Origin of the sequence: Ruminococcus flavefaciens AE3010 (assembly GCF_000526795.1) — a bacterium.
GTDB classification, from domain to species: domain Bacteria; phylum Bacillota; class Clostridia; order Oscillospirales; family Ruminococcaceae; genus Ruminococcus; species Ruminococcus flavefaciens_D.
The window spans coordinates 249,289-271,101 of sequence record NZ_JAGT01000001.1 but is presented as its reverse complement, the minus strand read 5'-3'; the positions used below and the strand labels follow the sequence as shown (position 1 = coordinate 271,101).

13 protein-coding genes are annotated in these 21,813 nt (G+C 42.8%); 4 read left to right on the top strand and 9 right to left on the bottom strand.

The genetic code is table 11. The annotated features are described in order from the left end of the window. Nucleotides 1-9: 9 nt before the first annotated feature. On the bottom strand, nucleotides 10-1,518 hold the full coding sequence (locus N774_RS0101265) for a carboxylesterase/lipase family protein (RefSeq protein ID WP_024859488.1): 1,509 nt from the start codon (nucleotides 1,516-1,518) through the stop codon (nucleotides 10-12). A gap of 265 nt (nucleotides 1,519-1,783) precedes the next feature. Continuing rightward, nucleotides 1,784-1,990 carry a hypothetical protein gene (locus N774_RS0101260; protein WP_024859487.1) on the bottom strand — a complete coding sequence of 69 codons (207 nt, stop codon included), beginning with the start codon at nucleotides 1,988-1,990 and terminating at the stop codon, nucleotides 1,784-1,786. 464 nt (nucleotides 1,991-2,454) lie between these two features. On the opposite strand from N774_RS0101260, the gene N774_RS16595 reads away from it, so the two are divergent. Next, nucleotides 2,455-3,789 carry a sensor domain-containing diguanylate cyclase gene (locus tag N774_RS16595; RefSeq protein WP_024859486.1) on the top strand — a complete coding sequence of 445 codons (1,335 nt, stop codon included), beginning with the start codon at nucleotides 2,455-2,457 and terminating at the stop codon, nucleotides 3,787-3,789. Nucleotides 3,790-3,882: 93 nt separating this feature from the next. Here N774_RS16595 and N774_RS0101250 read toward each other — a convergent pair whose 3' ends face one another. From N774_RS0101250 to N774_RS16585, 3 genes are all read right to left on the bottom strand, one after another. Then, on the bottom strand, nucleotides 3,883-6,171 hold the full coding sequence (locus tag N774_RS0101250; RefSeq protein ID WP_024859485.1) for a dockerin type I repeat-containing protein: 2,289 nt from the start codon (nucleotides 6,169-6,171) through the stop codon (nucleotides 3,883-3,885). Nucleotides 6,172-6,334: 163 nt separating this feature from the next. Then, nucleotides 6,335-7,876 (bottom strand): alpha/beta hydrolase, encoded by a 1,542-nt coding sequence (locus tag N774_RS16590; RefSeq protein WP_024859484.1) that lies wholly within the window; start codon nucleotides 7,874-7,876, stop codon nucleotides 6,335-6,337. A 248-nt stretch (nucleotides 7,877-8,124) separates the two neighbouring features. After that, a complete protein-coding gene (locus N774_RS16585; protein WP_024859483.1) occupies nucleotides 8,125-8,538 on the bottom strand; it encodes a hypothetical protein in 414 nt (137 codons plus the stop codon). Nucleotides 8,539-8,699: 161 nt separating this feature from the next. Here N774_RS16585 and N774_RS0101235 point away from each other — a divergent pair, with 161 nt between their 5' ends. The 3 genes from N774_RS0101235 (at nucleotide 8,700) to N774_RS0101225 (ending at nucleotide 12,019) form a co-directional block, all read left to right on the top strand. Further along, a complete protein-coding gene (locus N774_RS0101235; RefSeq protein ID WP_024859482.1) occupies nucleotides 8,700-9,158 on the top strand; it encodes a GNAT family N-acetyltransferase in 459 nt (152 codons plus the stop codon). Between the two features lie 271 nt (nucleotides 9,159-9,429). Further along, nucleotides 9,430-9,984: an RNA polymerase sigma factor gene (locus N774_RS0101230; RefSeq protein ID WP_024859481.1), complete on the top strand. Its 555-nt coding sequence runs from the start codon at nucleotides 9,430-9,432 to the stop codon at nucleotides 9,982-9,984. After that, on the top strand, nucleotides 9,977-12,019 hold the full coding sequence (locus N774_RS0101225; RefSeq protein ID WP_024859480.1) for a hypothetical protein: 2,043 nt from the start codon (nucleotides 9,977-9,979) through the stop codon (nucleotides 12,017-12,019). The genes N774_RS0101230 and N774_RS0101225 overlap by 8 nt, the downstream gene beginning before the upstream one ends. Nucleotides 12,020-12,184: 165 nt before the next feature. Here the strand turns inward: N774_RS0101225 and N774_RS0101220 are convergent, their stop codons facing one another. The 4 genes from N774_RS0101220 to N774_RS17885 all read right to left on the bottom strand — a co-directional run bounded on the left by N774_RS0101220 (nucleotide 12,185) and on the right by N774_RS17885 (nucleotide 21,499). Next, complete coding sequence (locus N774_RS0101220) at nucleotides 12,185-13,639, bottom strand: leucine-rich repeat domain-containing protein (protein WP_024859479.1); 1,455 nt, start codon at nucleotides 13,637-13,639, stop codon at nucleotides 12,185-12,187. Between the two features lie 297 nt (nucleotides 13,640-13,936). Then, nucleotides 13,937-14,722: an alpha/beta fold hydrolase gene (locus N774_RS0101215; protein ID WP_024859478.1), complete on the bottom strand. Its 786-nt coding sequence runs from the start codon at nucleotides 14,720-14,722 to the stop codon at nucleotides 13,937-13,939. A gap of 310 nt (nucleotides 14,723-15,032) precedes the next feature. Then, entirely contained in the window at nucleotides 15,033-17,483 is a 2,451-nt protein-coding gene (locus N774_RS17890) for a GDSL-type esterase/lipase family protein (RefSeq protein WP_024859477.1), read from the bottom strand. 338 nt (nucleotides 17,484-17,821) lie between these two features. Beyond that, entirely contained in the window at nucleotides 17,822-21,499 is a 3,678-nt protein-coding gene (locus N774_RS17885) for a glycoside hydrolase family 9 protein (RefSeq protein WP_024859476.1), read from the bottom strand. Nucleotides 21,500-21,813: the final 314 nt, after the last annotated feature.

The window sequence follows — 21,813 nt, the reverse complement described above, 5'->3', positions numbered from 1 at the left end:
TTCTCCTCCTTATTTCAATTCGTCCAGCAGGAACCTTACTAAGCTGTTCTGCTCGGCAGATGCCTGTGCGCCGTCACTCGTGAACAGCATCTCGCTTCGGTCGTTATCGGAATATGGTCTCCATTCTGGGAGCCTATTGCCGTTCAGGTCAAAGCCGTTGGGGTCTCCCGTCTTTATGAAGTTAGCCCAGTAATCACACATCTGCCTTGCCAGATCGTAATGTCTGCCCTCAAACGGTCTGGTGCATTTTGCAAGAGTCTCAAAAAAGAACCACAGATCAACAGAGTGGAATGTCCCTGCATTATCATCTCCGGGGATATCGGAAATGAAGCGGTAGTAGTAGCAGTTCTCGGGCTTATCCTGCCTGTTCTCTCCGAGAAAAGCTGCCTTTACGCCTAATTCAGGTGAAGAAACGAGAGCATAACCGAGATCGGTCCTGTCTTTAGCTTCGGGTAAAGCCAGAAATTGCTCAGCTTTGCTGCCGAAATACTCCCCTGCCTTCTTTGCCAGCCCGTTATCATCTGCCGCATGAATGTACTCCATGAATTCGTCACCTGTATTGCCGCCCATAACGGGTACACGGATACGTGAGCCGTTTCTGAAAGCCGCCATGGGGTCCTGTGTGCAGAAGCGGCCGTCCAGCACTATGGTGAAAAACATCTCACCGCTATTGCGAAGCCCGGAATACTTGCTGCGGATATAATTTGCATCGAGCTTTCTCGCCTCTTCAAGAGTTTTCACGCCTAAGTACTCAAAAAGCCTTTCCCCCTTTTCACCTGCCTGTTCAAGGCTCTGAGGCTTGAAGAAGTCATTGACCTCATAGGGAGAACCGAACATACCGCTCATGACCACAGCACTTTTGAAGTCGCCCTCATTGTCCATGCACGCCATTTGCGCCATTACACTGCCGCCGCCTGCGGACTGTCCCGCGATAGTTATATTATCGGGATCACCGCCGAAATTGGCGATATTGCGTCGTACCCACCTGAGACCTGCCTGCTGGTCGAGACAGCCGAAATTACAGGGAGCGTCGGGCTGTTCCTTTGTCAGCTGAGGGTGACAGAGGAATCCAAAGGCTCCGAGACGGTAATTCACGGTAACTACAACGATATCTCTCCTTGCAAGACGTTCGCCGTCAAACTCCATCTCGGCGGTGTAGCCCCACTGGAAAGCGCCGCCGAAGAACCACACAAGCACGGGCTTGCGCTCGTCTGCTGACTTGGCGTTGGTCCATACATTGAGATAGAGGCAGTCCTCGCTCATGGTGATCTCGGGATCAACGTGCCATTCACGGCAGTATATATCGTCGCCTAAACCCGGTGTATCCTGGACGGATATGGGTGCGAACTCAAAGCACTCCCGCACCCCCTGCCAGCTTTCGGCAGGCTGCGGAGCGCGCCAGCGGTTCTCCCCAACGGGAGGAGCAGCAAAGGGTATGCCCTTGAATGAAGTGATCCTCGGGTCAGCTGCAGGCAGACCGCGCACCTGCCCGTTTTCTGTATTTGCTATCCTTAACATGATGTCAGCTCCTTAAAAAATGCATAGTGTATTTAATGGTTTTTATTTTCAGCTTTTAAATTTATCCTGCTTTTGACTGTAAGGAATTGATGTTTTATATTATATCAAACTTAAATAAAATAGTCAATCTTTACTAAAATAAAAAACAGGAAACTATTATGCAAATCTTTGACTGCATATTCCCACAGGAATGATATAAACGATAAAGAGCCGACATAATCGGCTCTTTTTTCGATATTAAGCTGTTATTGACAAAAATGACATTTCATCGATCATCTGACCGTTTCTGCCTGCGCCTGTCCTTTTCGGGATGCTGTATGTAGTATTCCTGCTTGTCCCTGTACATGCGCTTATCCGCAGTTTTCATAGCATTGCGGATATCGAATACACCTTTGACATAGACAGCCCCCACCGCAAAGCTCACATCAGGTGTACTTTCAGCAAGAGTGCGAAGCTGAGATGTTACATTCATATTGATGATAATATTATACCATCTAAGCGAAGCGTTATGGTATAATTGCCCGATTGCAGGGAGCAAATCTGTGATTTGCGTATCTGCAAGGGCATTAAGATCAATTATAATGAATGCTTTGCATTCATTATACCATATTTATATTAACTTTCCATTAATTACAGTGGTATTTAAAATATCTGTGACTTTAATTAATAAATTATATTTAATAGAGTGTGATGCAGGGCTTGTCGATATGCTTCCCTGTTTTTACAAGGCAACATGACTGTTCCGAAGCAGTTCAGAAAAAACATAATGTGCATGAAAAACAAAAAATGATAGTCCCCGCAATACGGAAGCTATCATTTTTCATTGACTTTTACGGCTTTATGATGTATAATTTAGAAAAGCATCACTCGGAATACACGTTATATCGTATAGTTCATGGAACTATCCAAATGTAAGGTCAGTCAGAGGAGGAGCCTATGAAAGAAAATCAGGAAGCTTTAAACCAGATCGCACTTACACTTGCCCACCATTTTGACAGTCTGTATTATGTTGACATAAAGTCGGGAAAATATTATGAATATATGCCAAACACTCTGTTTGAAGGTCTGAATATTCCGAGTCACGGGGAGGATTTCTTTACGGAATCTCAGAAAAACGCTCCGAAATGCGTTCATCCCGATGATCTTGAGCTTGTGATAAAGCTCCACGACAAGGAAGCTATGCTCAGCCGACTTTCAAAGGACAAGTCCTATTCTGCTGTATACAGGCTTATTCTGAATGGAAATATCATACATATGCGCCATTTTGAGATAATGTGCGAAGATCAGATGCATATTATATGCTGTCTCGAAAACATCGAAGAGGAGTTCCGCAAAAAGGAAGAACAGGAACGAGACCTCCAATCTGCCAGACGTATGGCAAGAATGGACGCACTGACAGGTATACGCAACAAAAATGCGTTTAACGAATATGCTGCGGCGATAAACGCGAAAATCGATTTCGTCTCGGAAAACTACCATTTCGCTGTCATCATGTGCGATGTAAATGATCTCAAAAAGATCAATGACACCCGCGGTCACAGCTTCGGAGATGAAACCATACAGAGGACAAGCCGCCTGATATGCGATATTTTCGACCACAGTCCCGTTTTCAGAGTCGGCGGTGACGAGTTCGTTGTTGTGCTTGACGGACGCGACTATGATATGCGCGAACAGCTCCTTGCGAAGCTGCGCGAGGAATCTGTTGCCAATAAGCTCTCACGCTCGGGACCCGTTGTCGCCTGCGGAATGGCGGTCTATGACCGCAATACCGATGACAGCTTCAATTCTGTATACCAAAGAGCCGACAAGCAGATGTACAAGCATAAGAATGAATTGAAATCAACGAAGATAGTCGACTATTTCATGGGAATGAACAGCATGGACGTGCCCATAACCGCTGAGAGGAAACGGATCCTCGACAGCTTGTTCGGTGCGCTGTATACCGTCATTGGCGAGGGCTATGTTTATCTGAATGATCTGAAGCATGATTTCTCACGCTGGTCGCTGCCTTTGGTAGATGACTTCGGTATGCAGTCGGAGTATATGTATCACGCCGATAAATGCTGGCAGGAGCATATACACCCCGACGATATGAAGATCTACAGAGAAGCTATCGACGCTGTTCTCTGCGGCAATGCGGAAGTCAGACCTATCCTCTACCGCGCAAGACGTACTGACGGTACATATGCAGTATGCCATACCCGAGGCTTTATATTAAGTGACAAAGGCGGTAATCCCGAATATTTTGGCGGTATCATCGTTACAGAATAAAAAGTCCCCCTTACCGATCGAAGTTTTAACGCTTCAACCGATGAGGGGGGTATTTTTATTCTGTTACGGTCTGTACAGTGCAGTAATGCAGAATCAGTACATTTCCTCACTGAGCTTCTTTCTGAGCTCTATCATATCAAATGAATCAACTGCACCGTCATAGTTAAGGTCGTAATTCTTTCCATCAAGATCGAACTTTTCACCCAGAAGGTGTTTTTGCAGAAGCTCAATATCCCTGGAGGTAAACTTGTTACAGTCGTTCCTCTCAACATATATGCTGCTGTTTTCAAGCGTTATCTCTCCGCTGCCGACTCCGCAAATATTAGCATTGAGAGCTACCATGGTAATAGGACCTGTTGTGAGGCCTGCTTTATTCCATTCATAAACAGCGTCAGCAAGGTACATCTGCCCTGAGCATATACTGTTGTTTCCTGTTCTTTCATGGGCTATACAGTAATACTTCACTTCCTTTTTTCCGCTTGCGATAAAAGTATTATTAGTATACAGCACATAGAGATCGTATTCCTTGTCCGTGAACTGCTTTGTGCCGAGAAATTCTGCACCTTCGGGAACAGCATTATAGTTCAGCGAGTCATATATATAGAAATAAATGTATTCCTCACCGTCCTCACCGCGCATCCTGCCCTCTGCACCTATGCTGTAATTGCCGTATGTATTGACATAAGCCCTGTAGGATATATTGATGAAATCGCCTCTATTACTGTAGATCTCCTCTTCCTCCGTCTCAAAGCCTCTTCTTTTGCCGAATCTGAAAACAGCGTCCTCTGACTCAAGAGCACATTCACCTATGATGTCACCGTTCTTTTTCAGGGTACACATTCCGCCGTCTTCGCCGTAGATTATACTGCCGCCGTCATATATGAACGGAGAGATATTGGCCAACCAGCTGTCTATAACTCTGTCATACTCCGCATCAGGATCGGAAACATTGAATTCTGCACTAACAAGATCAAAACTGCCGCTTCCTGCGCCAAATGCTTCGGCAAAGGAAAAGATCTCCGTAATTTGGTCGTCTTTACCGATATAATCCTTCATCCACGCTTCATAATGCTTCTGAAGGTCTACACTGTCCAAAGCGCTGTAATAAGGATCTTCATTGATCTCCTGAGTTACGCACCATATCTGAGGGCATGGATATGAAAAACATGTCTCATAATCATAATATCTGTAATACAGATCATATTTCACACCCTCTACCTCGGTTGTTCCGAGAGACTTGACCTTAGCCCTGTCACGTTCACCGTCAATAAAGCTGTCTGAGTTTCTGTACTGAACGATACAGTACTGTATGCCTGTATCGTCTGAGAAAAGCGAAACTCCTGCGGCGTAATTATCTTCTGCGTTTATTAAAGTTTTATAGAACACTTTCAGCACATCGTTTTTTTCAAATGTTCTTACGGTATTATCCCAGAGTCCCCTTACAAAAAGGCTGGTGGAACACATATCATCATTGTTATAGGTACATTCTGCAACTCTGCTGTCACTGACTGTCATATCGCCTTTTTTTGCATTAGTTTTTTCAAAAAAGCAGTTATAATACTGACCGTCAAGATAGACTCCCTTGGATGCAGTGCCTTCATTTTTAATTGTTATGCTCTTCCTGTACGGGACATTGACGACAGCTGACTTCAAAACAGATATTTTTCCGTTTTCACTTGTTCCGCGGACGTAAAGCCTCGCCTGCTTTTCAATATCAAGCTTGAAATCATTATATCCGAGCTCACTGCATATCCCTTTGATATCGATTTTTCCTGATATATCCGTACCGCTGATACTATCTGCCCGCACAACATAGATTATTTCAACAGGCAAGTTCTCCTCTTCGGCAATGCTCACATAATAATCAGTACGGTTTACGGATATCTTTACTGCATCGTCGCCTGCCTTGTACATATCGGGCGAATAGGATTCAAGGACTCTTATCTCTGCGGATCTTGAGGTTTTCCTGTCATAGCTTCTTATCAGAGCGCCCACAGCATATCCGCTGTCTGCCTCGATTTTCGCATCATAACTGATATAAGACTGTTTATATTCTCTTATATTTATAAATTCATCAGCTCCTATAATAAACTCTGCCAAATTTGTTTTATCCCAGCTGCATTTATAGTATCCGCCTACGGGATTATATACCATATCTGCATCGCCTGTGTCACCGTCATACTTCCACACAAGAAACTCCTCACCTACATAAGGAGCCTTGTATTCCTCCTCAAAAAAGTCAAGGTTTACTGACACATTATGGTCTGTCAGCGCAGATACATCTATTTTCCCCACAGCCTCAACAGGAAAAACCGCCATTGAAACTGCCGTAACCGCACAGGCAGTCATCAATGAAAAAAAGCGCTTTATTCTTTTGTACATTCTGACACCCTCCTTAAACACAAAAAGCAAATATATATCTATTATAATATTATTTTTCGGCACAGACAAGTCTTTTTTTGCTGTATTACTACAAAAAGCACCTGCCGAAGCAGGTGCTCTACGTCTATTCGGCTGATCTGCAAAACAGAATCAATGTAATTGATCAGCACGGATACTTTTCTTTCAGATACTCCACAAGCATTTCTGGGATATACTGATAATGGTGGGAGTCATACAGCTTATAGCTAAGGTCTGCACCGTGTGACTCCATTCGTTCCTTAAACTTTGCAACGCCCTCCAGCGTCGTGGGGCGTCCGTTATATTTGTCGGCATAGTCAGGATCTTCCTGTGAACCCGCACAGAGGAACACGTTTTTGCTGAGCCTGTCGTTTCTGTCAAAATAGCCGTAATCATTCTCATATCCCTCAGGATCAAGCCCAGGGTAATCATAATAAAGTCCCCAGAATGCAGGACTGCCGATAATGTAGTTCCCGAAAGGCTGATTTTCGTATTTATCGGATTTGAACAGCGCATTGTGCGCAAACACACCGCCGTCCGAATGTCCGTAGAGCGTGGAATTTGCGCAGTCGATATTATAGTTCTCACCGATATACGGCATGAGATTGTCTGTGATGAAGTCAAGGAGCTTATCGCGCTCGATCACCAGATGTTCATAGCGGGGATAGCCTTTGTCATATGCAATATGATAGCTGTACCACAGGCTTACAAGTATCACAGGTGCAGCCTCGCCGTCCTCCATGCATTTTCTCAGCTCTGGACAGTTGCCGAACCGCCATATACCGTCTGTCAGGAAAAAGACGGGATATGTTTTGTCCTTATCATAATTCGGCGGCAACGTAACGTGTACAGTAAACGTCAGACACAGTTCATCGTCATAAATACTGATCTCGTCTACGGAATCCTTTATCGCTTCCACCGCATCACGGTCATATTCCCACTCGCTCCTGTAGTCCCTGTGGCCGGGAATAGACATGGAATAGTCAATGTCGGTGCCCTCGGGCAATACCTCATAATTTCCCGATCGAAAGGCTTCGTTTGCTATTCTGACAAGCTCTGTATCAAGCTCTATCTCCGACTCGGAATACCCGAAGTGTTCAGCATCAAATTCCCTTATCCAGTCAAGATAATCCTCAAATGATTCAAATGACAGCGTTTCGGTCTTGGGCTCACCGTTCTGATCTGTAAAGGTATGATAGAACCCGAACTGCCCGCCGTCATAATCGGAATAACAGGGCTCGGCGCACGGGATCCTGTGATATACATAGTATCCGTCAACCAAAATGTTGCTGCCATAGGAATAGGTTTTTCCGACTTTTTCCTCTGTTTTCTTCAGCTCGCTCATGGCAGCTTCATATTCTTCGTCAGTCATATTATCACGGTTATTCTCAAAATACTCACGTGTGTCATCAACATTTACTGTTATGAATTCCACGCTTACCTTATGCTCTGTAAGTCCCTGTTTATTCGGCTCATCAAGGAGCGTCAGACTGTGCTTATCCACGCTTGCACGTTCGTTTTCCGTCATTTTGTTCGTGAGCTTTATAGGCTCAGAGGGCTTAGCAGGCTCAATCGTCTGTATCTGCTCAGATGAGGGACTGTTTCCGCTTATGCCCGAGCTGCTGCAGCAGGCACTCATTGATGTGAGTGTTACAAGAGATAATAAAATAGCAATTATTTTTTTCATTATTGCACCTTCCTTTTTAAGTCTTTAACTATTAGACGTTTGAAAATGCAAAAACTCTCACCTGAAAATAATTTTTCATAATATTAATGCTCATTTACATGATACGTCCCTTGCTTTTTTCTGCTTTCTGCGGTATAATTATATCAGCTTAGCGAATTCTGTAAGTCTATGTCAAGGTCGGACTCTTTTTCGCAGCGTTTGTTTTATTGCAGTTCGCCTTGTTCAAGGCGGTAATGCTTCTTAAATGATCATTTTTCATACCCTATGTGGTCTAAAAAAGCTTTAAATACTATTTTTTCAATGGATGATGCATCAGCAGAATACTCTTTGACTCTTTGTACAAGTCCTTCCTTTTCACTGTGCGATAAAGATGAAGTATCCGTATTTCTCAGCACATCGATACATGTTACAAACAATTCACGATTTTTCGTATTGCTGACTTTGAGGATAATTGCCAAGCTTTTTATGTCCTCAGTATCAGATAAGCACTCTACGCAGCGCATTTGAGCTTCTTCTGAGTAATCACCTAACTTTTCAGACAGCTCCTCCCATTCCTCGTCAGAAAAGCTGCTAAGCATTTCCTGATAATAAAAAAGTCTGTCATCGTACCAATAATCGTCCGAATTATTATTGTTGATACCGTATTCAAATTCTTCCAGCATATATATTACCTCCGATCTTATATATAAGGTATCGCTTTCTGATACCTGCAAAAAAACATTGGGATATTCACCGATCCCGATATGGTGTGATATTTAAAGAACAAGCTGTTTTATATCATATAAAATTATCACATTTTTCGTTAATTGTCAAGGAGAATGTTATGAAAGAAAAATTCGGACCTGATGATATATTTTTTATGAGAATTACAGATAAGAATAGTATCAAGAAGGTTTTATTGGACTTCAATGACAGATTGCCTCCCCTGCAGGGAGAAGAGGGCTACGTGGACTCTGTTTCCGATAAGATCGCTAAAAACGGCATAGTATTATGTATGCTGCTAAAAAATACGATCATCGGCTTTTTTACGATGTACGCCAATGATCATGAGAACAGAAAAGCTTTTATTTCCTTTATTGCTGTCGACTCCTCATACAGGGCAGCAGGATACGGGACTATGCTGTTAAAAAAGGCTGTACAAACTGCAAAAGAAAATAATATGGAGCTCATGAAGCTTGAAGTATTAAAGGATAACGTGATCGCTCAGAACTTTTATAAAAAGCATGGTTTTTACACTATAGGAGAAAGTGAAAACAGCATCTATCTTGAGAAAAAACTCTGAAATGTTATTTTGAGGATACTCAGCTGATAACGTCAGTGTCAGCGTAAGAATAAATGAATAAGGACTGATCGGGACGGCTCAACGCCGTCCTTTAATTATGATCTTTCCCTTGAAAAATCGCAGGTTCTGTGATATTATTTAAGCATATGATATAATGAGGCAGTTATTTCTGAAAAAGGCAGAAAAAAATTTTTTAAATTGAAATATTCCCATGTAAAAATCTGACTATATAAGCAGAGGACGTAAACTCCTCATGAAAGGAGGCTTTCTTATGGATGATGTATCAATTATTGAACTATTACAAAAGCGAGATCAATCAGCTATCAATGAACTTCGGCAGAAATACGAGCGGCTGTGCACATATATAGCAGGAAATGTACTTGCTCAGCACGAGGACGTCGAAGAATGTGTAAACACCGCCTGCTATGAGATATGGGACAGTATCCCGCCTGCACAGCCAAACGACCTTAAAAGCTATTTGTGCCGTATCGTCAGGAATATTGCAATAAACAGACTTGAATACAATACCGCCGCTAAACGCAGCAGCCTCTATACGGTGTCTCTCGATGAAATATCAGACTGTGTCCCTGCGGCTCCTGATGACAATATAACGCTGTCTGAACTTGCAGATACTATCAGCCGCTTTCTGCGTGAGCAGGACGAGCTTCAGCGCAGGATATTTGTGCGCCGATATACTTACGGCGACTCGGTCGCGGACATTGCAAAACGCTTTTCTATGAACGAGAAAACAGTCGGTACCTATCTTTTTCGTACAAGGAAAAAACTGAAGGTATTTCTGAAAAAGGAGGGCTATGACTATGAATAAGAACAATTTTATGAAGGCTATGAGCATGATAGACGAGGAGCTCATAAAGGAAGCCGATACTCCCTATGAAGATAAGACCGTTTCCGACAATGCTGCGGCTTCTTTCAGCGAAAACGATGATCCAACAGCTGTTTCGGGCGTTGAAGTATATCGTGGTTTCGGCTGGAGAAAATTTCTTGGTGCTGCTGCTGCCGTTGTACTGGTTCTGGGAGCAGTTGGCGGCGGAGCATATTATTTCAGTAAGCTGAATGACGCACCTGTTGTAAGTGAAGAAGATGAAAATGCTGATACTTCCATTTATGAAAGGATAAAGGCAGCTAAAGATTCCTATGATATGAGCGAGTACGTATGGAATTTTTCCACAGGAGCAAATATCCTTGTAAATAATAAAAGCAGCTACAAGAACAAGCTGTTTGATTATTTGGACAGCCTTGAAGATGTAAAGGAAGTTGATGATTATCCTACTTCTTTCAGAAGTGTGCGTTTTTCATTCACTGACGGCGATAAAAAATTGAATTATGATTTTTCTATACGTGAGAACGGATATGGCTTCTGGCAGGTAACAGATCCTGAAAATACTGTAACACTTTCTCCAAATAAAGAGTGCTTTTATTACGGTAAAGATGTATTCGAAAAGCTGCTTAATGAAGTTCTTAAAGATGCAGACAGTGATACTGTGGAAGCTATGAGCAAGGCGTCTCAGGACGAGATCATGGGCTTTGTTAGTACTCATCTGGAAAAAAGCGATGATAAAGCAGTATTCTCTCCGTTGCAGGGAGCCCTTGAAGTAGAGATGGATCATTATATCATTTCGGATAAAGCTGATCTTACAAATGCTTTGATGAAGTATGAATGGGTAAAAATAAAAGAAAGTGAATTTGTATATAATAACTATTATGAAATGGGCATCAGAGTATCCGAAGACGGATATCTTATGGCAGTTGGAGACGATCCCGATCCCTATGGCTGCTACAAGCTCAAAAACGAAGAAGAATGCGAAAAGCTTTCAGCTGACATCAAAGCTTTACTTGAATATGATACGGAATCCGATGATGCTTCAAGCGAAGATATAAAAGAAGTTTTCAGCAATATCATTGATGATCCTTGCGCAAGCACATGGGAAGGTACGATCGGTATTCCGCAAGGGGGACAGTATTATGGCACTATTTACCGTAATTATAATATAAGCGATGCTGAGAGCTTCATAAACGAGATAGCTTCTTTGGAATGGGTAACTTGTTCTGATAAAGAATGTGAAGATGATTCAGGAAAATGCTGGAACTTATCATATACTTATTTGATGGAAAGCGGATATATAGACGGACGAACTAAGGATAACCATAAAAGATATTTCAAATTAAAGAACGAAAGAGATAAAGATAAAATACATCAGATAACAGATAAATACATTACCATGATGGATACTTCACAGCTTGCGGAAAAGCTTCGCATCGGCATAGACAATTACGATAATCTTGAATCGGATTATGTTTTTGAAGGCAATGACGGGTACAGCCGCGGTCACAGCTCTTTGAGAGGACATCTTTGGTATGATGCCAAAAACCATAAGATGTATATGAATGGCGAAGGAACATATGACGGCAAAGAAGTCACTGTTGAAACAGTAATGAACGGCGAGGACGTTTCTGCATACAGAATTATTGACAAGGCAACAGGCGAAGCATTCCTTGAATACACATACTGTATTGTCAGTCCGATGATACCAAGGTCACCTGTTCATTATGTTTATTCTGCCAAGAGCATTGAACGGATACTTGCTCCTGCAATGGTACAAGCTCCTGAATATAATATCGAGTCAAGAGATATTGGCGGAGGAAAAACAGAGTATCAGATCACAGACAATTATTATGACAGTGAAGTAAGTCATAAGATCGTGCTTACAGAGGGCGGTCAGCTGATCTCAAGTGAAAGTAACGGTTACTCATTCAGACTTGAAAATTATGTGTTTGATTCGCCCGATTTTACCATGGAAGATGTTGGACCCATATATGAAAGCATAGAAGCCGATCAATGAGAAAACATCAAAAAGAATAAAAAAGGTATCGCCTGCGGCAATGATATTTAAAATCATCGGCCGATGGACGATACCTTTATTTTTATTCATTATTGTTTTAGCGGCGGAATATAAAAGCCTGCCTGAATATATTTTCTTACCGCCGTGCTTAAAAGGAGCTTTTTGTTATCTTCTGCTCTTTTTGAATGATACCAGTGCAAGCAAAGATGCAGCTATACCTGCTGAAACAAGTCCTGCGACACCTCTGTCCCCTGTCTGAGGAGAGTTGCTTTTTGCAGTGGTGGTTTTGGTTGTAGTAGTCTTTGTTGTAGTAGTATTTGCAGCTTTGGTAGTCTGCTGTGTTGTTACTGCATCAAGCGCAACGAATTTGATATTGTTATCCTTTGCATACTTTTCAGCGACGGAATTCCTGTAGCCATAGATAGCCAGAGCGTTACTGTGAGCCGAAAATGCGTTTTCGGCAATTTCCAATACTTTGTCGGGAATGACTATTTTAGTCAGGGCAGTGCAGTCCGAAAACGTTTCTTCATGTATAAGTGTTTCATTATTCGGAAGAACTATTTCAGTCAGACCTGTGCAGCCCTTAAAGGCTTTTTCCCCGATATATGTATTATTATCGGGAATGTTTACTGAAGTAAGATTTGTACAGCCTTCAAAAGTTTCAATATTAACTCCTTTAAGACTGTTTGGAAGTGTGACAGTAGTCAGTCCAGTACAGCCCTTGAAAGTACCGTAGCTTAAATATTCAATTTCTTCGGGAAGTGTTACGGAAGTAAGCCCTGTGCAATCCTCAAGAATATAATGCCCCAAATTTTTTACTGAGTTCGGGATATTTACCGAGGTAAGACCGCTGCACCCTGAAAAAGCACTGCTCTCAATAAATTCAACACCCTCGGGAATTGTTACAGAGGTCAGACCTGTACAGCCTTTAAAAGCGCTGTCACCAATACACTTAATATCATCAGGGATTACAATTGATGTGTTTTCAGGCATCGTTCCTTTATACTTATAAAAAGTCTTTCCTACAACAATCATTCCGTCAGGCTGATCGTCGTACCATTTTGTATTAGTGAAAGCATCACTCATGACATATTCTGTATCCGCAGGAACATTGATCGACTCCAGCGAAGTGCAGTTTAAAAATGCTTCCATGTCGATCATGTCTACCTTATCAGGCAGAGTGACCGAACGCAAATTTGTGCAATCCTTGCAAATACTTGAGCTGATGGACGAAACACTGCTCGGTATCTTCAAAGAAGTCAAGCCTGTACAGCCTGCAAAAGCAAATGAATAGATATCTGTAATACTATCTGGTATAGTTACCGAAGTGACATAGTCACAATTAAAGAATGAAGCGTAGGCTATTTTGGTGACTTTTTTCCCATTGATCTCCGAGGGGATAACAACTTCTTCGGCAGTACCTGTATATTTGATGATATAACCATCATCAGTATCCGTTAAATAATACTTGAATGATGTTTTATCGTCGACATCATATGTTCCCTCTTCAACGATCTTGTAGGATGTGATCGCCGAGCAGCTGTCTTTAACGGTATTATTCAACATACAACATGAACCAACGAGCGCAAATGACATAATAAGTGGAATCGCTTTTTTCATAATATTACTCCCTTTCGTTTTTTGTTTCGTTATTCAGCACTTTTCAGGATCCTGCTCAATGCTCATAAAGACATCACTTTTGAACCGACGCAGTTATCCTTATATATATTAGACGATATAAAATTAGAAAACTACGCACTTTCAATATTACTATAAATCCTACAGCTAAAACTGCGTATTTTCATTATATCACAGCTATATAGCAAAATCAAGAAATAAAAACAACAGCTCCTGTGAGGGAGCTGTTCCTTTCATAATATTATATCGCCTATTTTTGTATAAATTTCCAGTAAAACATCATTCTGCCGTGACAGTAATATCTCTGTCAAGTACCCTCAGCATAAGCTCGTTAAAGCGTTCTCTCTGAACAATATTACATACATGACCGCATGAAGCCATCTGTATCATTCGTCCGCAGGTGTTCTTAGCTTCACGTATTGTTCGGCGCAGAAAACATGAATCAAGCTTACCTGAAATATATATGTTTTCAGGATGATGCTCCTTTTCAAATATCTTGCTGAAACGAAAAGCCTGATTGAAAATATGCATATATAACCTGAATTCCTTTTTATTCAATGCGATAGCACATTTACGGAAAATGCTTCTGCTCTCCTCATTACGCTTACCGGGCATAATGATCCAGCTGAAAACATGGTAAACTGCCGTAAAAGGAAGCTTGTCACCTATTTTTGAAAAAAGACGGGCACATCCGTGAAGCAGTACATTTACTGTTGCGACTGCGCCGACCAGGATACCGAAGTCAACATACTCGGGATAAAACGCCTGGATATACTTCACAAATATGGTACCAAGAGATACTCCCATGAATATAGCATGACGTACAGAATACTGATCGCATACAGCAAGTATTTCCCTGCTTATGGCATCCAAAGTTACCTCAAGCTGTGAAAGCTGTAAATTACCTTCATTATGACTTGGAAGATCAACAGTAAGAACGTTGTAATGCTTTGACAGCAGCGGCAGCTGATATTTCCAAATACGTGAATTGCCTCCGAAACCATGCAGCAGAACAATCGTCTCCGTGTTGCCGTCCTCGGCAGGATAAAATGTATTATGCAACATTTATATACCCCTCCCACATATTTTATATACATAATGTATTTTCCTTACAAACATTATATCACCAATTATTTTGCCAGTCAATAGGTTATTTCCAACATTAACAGATTGTTTAGTTTTTTAAAACAGATAATATGGCTCAACCAATAAAATTACAATCAGTATATCGTTTTCCTCATGAATATAAGCCGCTTGTTATTAAAAACTGCTCCTGATTTTATATTCACATACAAAGAGCAGTTCACATTACAATGAACTGCTCTCTGCCATATGATCATCTTATGTTCGGAAATACCGATATAATATTTGATTATTACTTAAAAGCGTATCTCATGAATGTGTAGAGATGCGGCTTTACAGAATCAGCACCGTGTCCGCCATTAGGAATGGACTGGTAAACGTGGTCAACACCGTTTCTTGTAAGTATGTCACTGTACTGTTTAGGGAATGTACCAACAACTGAGTCGTTTGTACCGCCTGTTATCATGAATACGTTAGGCTCTGGACCTACGTCTCTGAATTTCATTTCGCTCTCCTGCATGCAGCCCGGGTGCTCCATGAACATATCCTTGCCCGGTGTGATACCGGGAGCAGGGCAAGCTCCGCCAACGTAAGCGAAGAGGTCGGGACGCATGAGACCAATGTAGATAGCTTCACGTCCGCCCATTGAGAAGCCTGTGATAGCTCGGTTCTCTCTGCCTGTCTTGACAGGATAGTTTTCCTCGATGAACGGGATAAGGCTGTCCGAGATATCATAGAGGAAGTTATCGTAAGCTGCGCAGGTCTCCTGATTGATACCGAAGCCGCCGCCCTGTGAACCGTTCTTGCTTGTGTACTGGCTCGGAAGAACGATTATCATTTCCTCAGCCTTGCCGTTGGAGATAAGACCTGCAAGGAGCTCCTGAACGCCCATGCCGCTTACCATGCTGCCCTCGTCGCCGCCAATACCGTGGAGAACGTACATTACAGGATACTTCTTATTAGTATCGTAGTTGGGTGGAAGAACAACGTTGCACTTCTTCTGACCGCCTGTGAACTTGCAGTTATATGTCTTCTTCTCTACCTTGCAGGCGTTGCTCTTCTCGTTGCCGCCGGGGACTGATGTAGGCATATCCTTGCGGATATCCGCGTTAAGATTCCTGCCTGAGCTCGAAGATGCAGTAGTTGTCGCAACAGTTGTAGTCGCCGCTTCTGTTGTGGTTGCTGCCTTTGTTGTAGTTGTTGTTTTGGCAGTTGTTGTGACTTTATCAGTTGTAGCTTGCTCAGGTGTATTTGATGAATAGCTCTCGGGGAGCGTCTTAATGAGACCTAAGAGATACTTCTGGATAGCAAGAGCGTCATTTGAAGTAACACCGCTTCCTGCCTCGTAAACGTCTGCGTTATAGATGCCTGCATCGCCCAGCTTATACTTATTTGGATTAGCAAGGGACTGCATGATAGCCACAACATCGCTCATATCTATTGTGCCGTCATTATTGGCATCTCCCCACATTGTTACCTTTGATTCAAGCTCCGCTTTAAAATCAACAGTTGTGGTCGTCGCAGGTGCCGCCGTTGCAGTAGTTGTTGTTGTCGAAGTTGCAGCGGCTGTAGCAGTGGTAGTTGAAGGCTTTGAAGTTTTCAGATATTCATCTATTACTCCTGCCCAGTATTTGCCCATTTTCTCGTATCCCGCTGCATTAGGATGTACTCCGTCACCGAGATCGGCTGTACCGTTGAGACAGCCGTGGATATCAGCAAATGTCACACGTTTTCCGTTGCTGTTATACTCTTCTGCCACCTTTTTAACGGCTGCGTTGTAGCTTGCGATCTGAGCTGATTTGTCTCCGCCGCCGCCGAACATACCGCCGCCAAGCTCGGGGATAGTTGAGAGAAACAGCATACCGTCAGAGGGCATATCTCCAAGGATATAATCAACAAGATCACGGAGATCCTGCTCGCAGGCACTTGTTCCGCGGTTGCCGTTCATATCATTTGTTCCGATTATAAGAAGAACGATATCGGGCTGTGCCAGCTTTACAGCATTCTTCTGTTTCAGAACATCATACAAGCTGCCGAAGCCCGAGTTTTGCTTGATAGTATATCCGCTGTAGCCTGCGTGATTATCGTCGTAGCTAACGCTCTTTCCGTTGTAGTTGAAGCTTGCGCTGTTTTTTCCCTCAGGACCGACAAAATCAAAATTGTTATAGCCCTTTTCTTTCAGGAAATAATCAAGGTACTTTCTGTAGCCGCCTGTATCGCCCATTCCGAAAGTGATGGAATCGCCTGCAGGCATGATCTTTATAACGTTTTCGTTTTTAGAAATGTTGTTTTCGTTATTATCAGAAGTCTGCTGCTGACCGTCGGCATTGCCGAAGTCAAAGCCGCCGTTGCCTCCGCCCATGTTACCAAAGTCGAAGCCGCCGTTGCCTCCGCCCATGTTGCCGAAGTCGAAGCCGCCGTTGCCGCCGCCCATGTTGCCGAAGTCGAAGCCGCCGTTGCCTCCGCCCATGTTACCAAAGTCGAAGCCGCCGTTGCCTCCGCCCATGTTGCCAAAGTCGAAGCCGCCGTTGCCTCCGCCCATGTTGCCAAAGTCGAAGCCGCCGTTGCCTCCCCATGTCATACCGTTATTGTCACCGCCGAAGCCGCCGACAACATTTCCCCCTGTAACACTGACAGGATCGATGTTTCCCTCAGCCGCCACTGTCGAAAGCGGTACACTTGCAGCGATCATCAATACAGACATGGTAACACTGAGGATCTTCTTCATTTTTGAAAGTTTCACTTCAATCACTCCTTTGTTTTTTAGCAAATTTATGATTTCAGCAATCCCCCTTGATTTATTAACTTTATTTTTCTATTTTAAATATATATCTAATTTCTCTGTAATGCAAGTCAAATATTGCTATCAACACGAATATTAGCTAAATATTGTTCACAAGCAAATACATATTTAGCTAACATTTAGGCAGTCATTTTGCAATATATTTACGCAGATATTTGGGATTGTTCTTATATTACCTGATATAATGAATATGCTGTATCAGAGCTTTTATAATATAAAGAGATCCGCCCGTATAATTACAGGCGGATAACTTGTTTTTATTCGTTTTTCAGATATATTCAGGACTTGATCTCGCTGCCGCCCCATTCAACAACAGTAAAGCCCTTTCTCTCAAAGGTCTCAAGCTGCTGCGGCTCAGTATCCACTGCTTCTTCAAGCGGAACATAAGCCATGAATATGCGGAGCATACTGTCAGGCGCTGGAGTGATGTTAAGCTTTGCCGAATCAGTATAAACATCGCCCTGGAAAGAAATGAGATTATATGCATTATGCTCCATAAGGGGCAGCCAGTATACGATGAACTCGTTCATTTCTTCCTCGGTAAGTCCCATATATGTGAGCTTTTCTCTTAGGAAGCTCTCGGTATCACAGCCTGCGACGCAGAAGCCCTTGGAAAAGTCGAATCTTGTGCGGCAGTGTACTGCGTCCCAGAAAAGATATTTATGATGTGTACCGTCTGCTTTGTTCAGAAGCGAACCGTCAGGAGAAGCTGTTACGTTCCAGCCATTATTGTATTTTGGGTAAGTTGTTGACAGCTCTGCTTCTGTCAGCTCCAGCTCAACATGAACATCGGTCTCCTCTTCGGGGTAGAGGTAAATTACTGGCTTAGCGGCAACAGCATCAGGATAAACAGTAGCTGTTTTATTATCTTCCTCAACTGTTTTTATCCAGCCGTACCTTCCTTTATATTCCGTAAACATCCAGTGGTCATTATCCTTATTGTATCCAAGCTCATCAATGCTTGTATGTGCAGGGATAGTATTTATAACCTCATAGCTTTCATCGGGACCGAGACGCAGTTCAAGTCCGTCTTTAGCAACATTCATAGGATTACCGTATCTCAGACTCTTTTCAGGTATGACGCAATCCTTGAAGCTATTCCTGACAAACTCCTTCTTCATGCGGGTAAGGTCGAATATGTCCAGTTTGCCGTCAGCGCAGAAGTCGGCAGCCTTCCAGTCGTGAAGAGTGTATCTCTTATCACCTATCACCCATTTCTGTACGAGCAGAACGTCAGCTATGCTGAATTCGCCGTCAGCATTTACATCTCCTGACGCTGCATTAGCGACAGGTTCTGTAGAAGCCTCGTCCTGAAGGAATGATACTATCCATGCAAGTGAAGCATTGCTGCTGAGAGAAGCTTGATTGGTAGACCATGATTCTACGGAATCAGCATAAAATCTTTCAGAAGGATCATCCGAATATCCACATCCCATTCCCATAGCCCTCACATATGTGTCAACAGCTTTTGCAGTCGGACCGCTTACGATCACTCCGTCGGGTGCCTGAGGCAGAGACTTGTCTATCTCATGCTGCCAGTATTCATGTGAAGGATTCTTTGTACAGTAAGAACCATAGCCCGAAATGAATGAGTATGACAAAGGATTGTTGCCGAGGATATAGTCCATACCTCTTGCCACGCCGTTCAGGTATTTATCATCACCTGTTATGTCGTATGCATAAGCCATAGCGATCATATTATTCAAGGCTCGTCCGTTGGAATCATATTCAAAACCCTTATAATATATTATAGGACTGAAAGCGCTTGGGTCATTATAACCGGGACCGTCATACTTATACGGGATACCGTAGCCCTGGCTTTCTTCTTCATGAATGAAATCATCTGCCGTTTTAAGAAGTGAACTATTCAGCATCTCATTCTGTTCAACTGTGAGCAGATCCTTATGCATCAGCAGTGACATAGAACCTGCTGCAGCTGTATTTTCGTTTCTGAACAATGTGAATGTGGTGTCTCCGGACCGGTTTGATCCGCCTGTTATCCTTGGGGAGAAGGTGAACGCGTCTTTATATTCGGAAAGCTCAGCAAGATAAGCATCAGCATCTTTATCTTCCATTTCCTTTGAAGTGATATAAAGCTCGCAGGCTGCCCAGTAGGCGTCAGCTGAGGTCTCACTGTCAGGGTAGAGATTCGTTCCCTTCCACAGAGTTTGAGGAGCATAGAATGATACTATGTTATAATATTCATCAGATGCTGCCTCATACCAGTTTAACTTGTATGCCTGATATGCCTCCTTAGCACTTTCAAGGAGCTTATTTGCATATTCAGCGTCATAAGCTTTCCAAAGTCTTGCTCCCTGTGCCGCACAGGCAGCATAATTCAGGGTCGCTGCAAATGTAGGCGGCTTAATGATGCGTATATCCTCATAATTGACGTAATCAGGTCTGTCGGTAAGACTGCGCCACCTGTGATCGTTTATGCAGTGATAATACATACCCGAATATTTGCCCCATGTTTTCTCATCGGGCTGCACCTTCATGCGGGACATAAAATCAAGCTCATATCTGCATTCGTCAAGGATGTCGGGGTATTTATTGCCTGATTCGGGAATAACAACAGTGCCCGAGCCGTCAGCAAATTTTTTGATCCCGTCTTGTGAATAGGTTGCACGCTCGTACATATTTTGGAGCGTCCATAACGAAATACCGCCCTCTGTCATATTCTTGCTGTGGTCGTCGGATTTATACCAGCCTCCCGATGCGTCAAGCTTTGAAGAAGCATAGTAATTGGTCGCTTCATAATTATCCAGATATTCAAATTTCCATTGAGTCTGAACATAACCAGTATCTGTCTTATGAACGCCTGCGTGTGCAAGTTTATCTTTTTCACCCGATGTTATGTAGTCTGATGTGATATCTTCGCCCGAGCGGTTCTGATAGAAATAATTGAGCGCATTGGTCAGCATATTGTGTTCGCTGTCACTGTAAATATCAGTACCTATCCTGAACGGGAATGATCTCCAATCCTTATCCTTGATACGGATATAGTACTCTCCGAGCTCGTTAAACTCAGAAAAGTCGATAATGCTTACAGTATCGCCTGAATCAGCGTCCTTCTTAGGCGTACCTGTTTTGCCTGTATAAACAACTTCATCATCTGAAACTCTTACTATCTCATAGTCATAGGTCTGATCGAGCTTGAAGTACTTGGCACCGTAAGTGAAATCTCCATAATTATCGCCTAAGGTAGCGATCTTTTCAAGGTTCCGGTAGTATCCAAGCTGATTAACAGATATGAAGTTATTCTCAAGTCCGCTGAAACCACGGGCGGTATAACCATAGTTCAATACAGGCGGACAGGTTGTGTCATCTGTCAGGTCCTCAATGGACATATCATCGAACCAGATCTCATCGCCTTCCTTAGCGTTTCCGCTATACTTGGTACCCCTTGCATACTGGAAGGTCCACTGAGCAGATTCGACATCATTCGAGGGCTTGAATATTCCCTCATAAGTCTGCCATTCAGTCGTAAGCTTTACAGCGCTCTGCGGCCATTGACCGCCGTCCATATGAGGACCCATATGCATATCATTTGTTGAACCGTCAAGCACAAAGTATTCTTCGGTATCACTGAGATTACCGATGAAGGAGTACAGTTCCATACCCGAACGTTTCGCCTTTGACTTAAAGCTTACCTTGTACTCATGACCTGCCTTGAAGCTGAGATTTCTGTGTCTGAACTGAAGATCCCATCTTTCCTTTTCCGAGCCCTCAGGCACTAAAATACGGATATTAACTGCACCGTCCCAAAGCTCAAAATCCTGCTTTGCAGGACTGTTCTCCACTGTATGCCAGGGGATCATCTTATGAGAAAATGATGTCTCTCCAAGTAACTCATAAGCAGATGCTTTCTGTGGCTCTGATATACTGACAGCAGTTGGTACGATCATTACAGCCGTCATCAGTCCTGCAACGATCTTCTTATAATTTTTATGCATAATATTCCCTCCCTTTATCTATCTGCATTTATAATAATATTATATATTATCATCTTGCATATGTCAAGATTGCTTGTCACAATTAACAAACGCATAATTTACTCTAACCAAAGTATCTCTGCTTTATTTGATCAGAAGAGTTTAATATGATTCTCAAATCAGATTTAAAAACAAAAGCTCCCTTACGGGTAATGTCATTAAGCTAATCGAATAATGAAAAGGAATCAGGAGTATGTTTGAAAATAAACGAGCATACTCCTGATAGTATTTATTGAAAAAAGGCAGCACGAAAAGACAGATCAGAGATCTGCCAG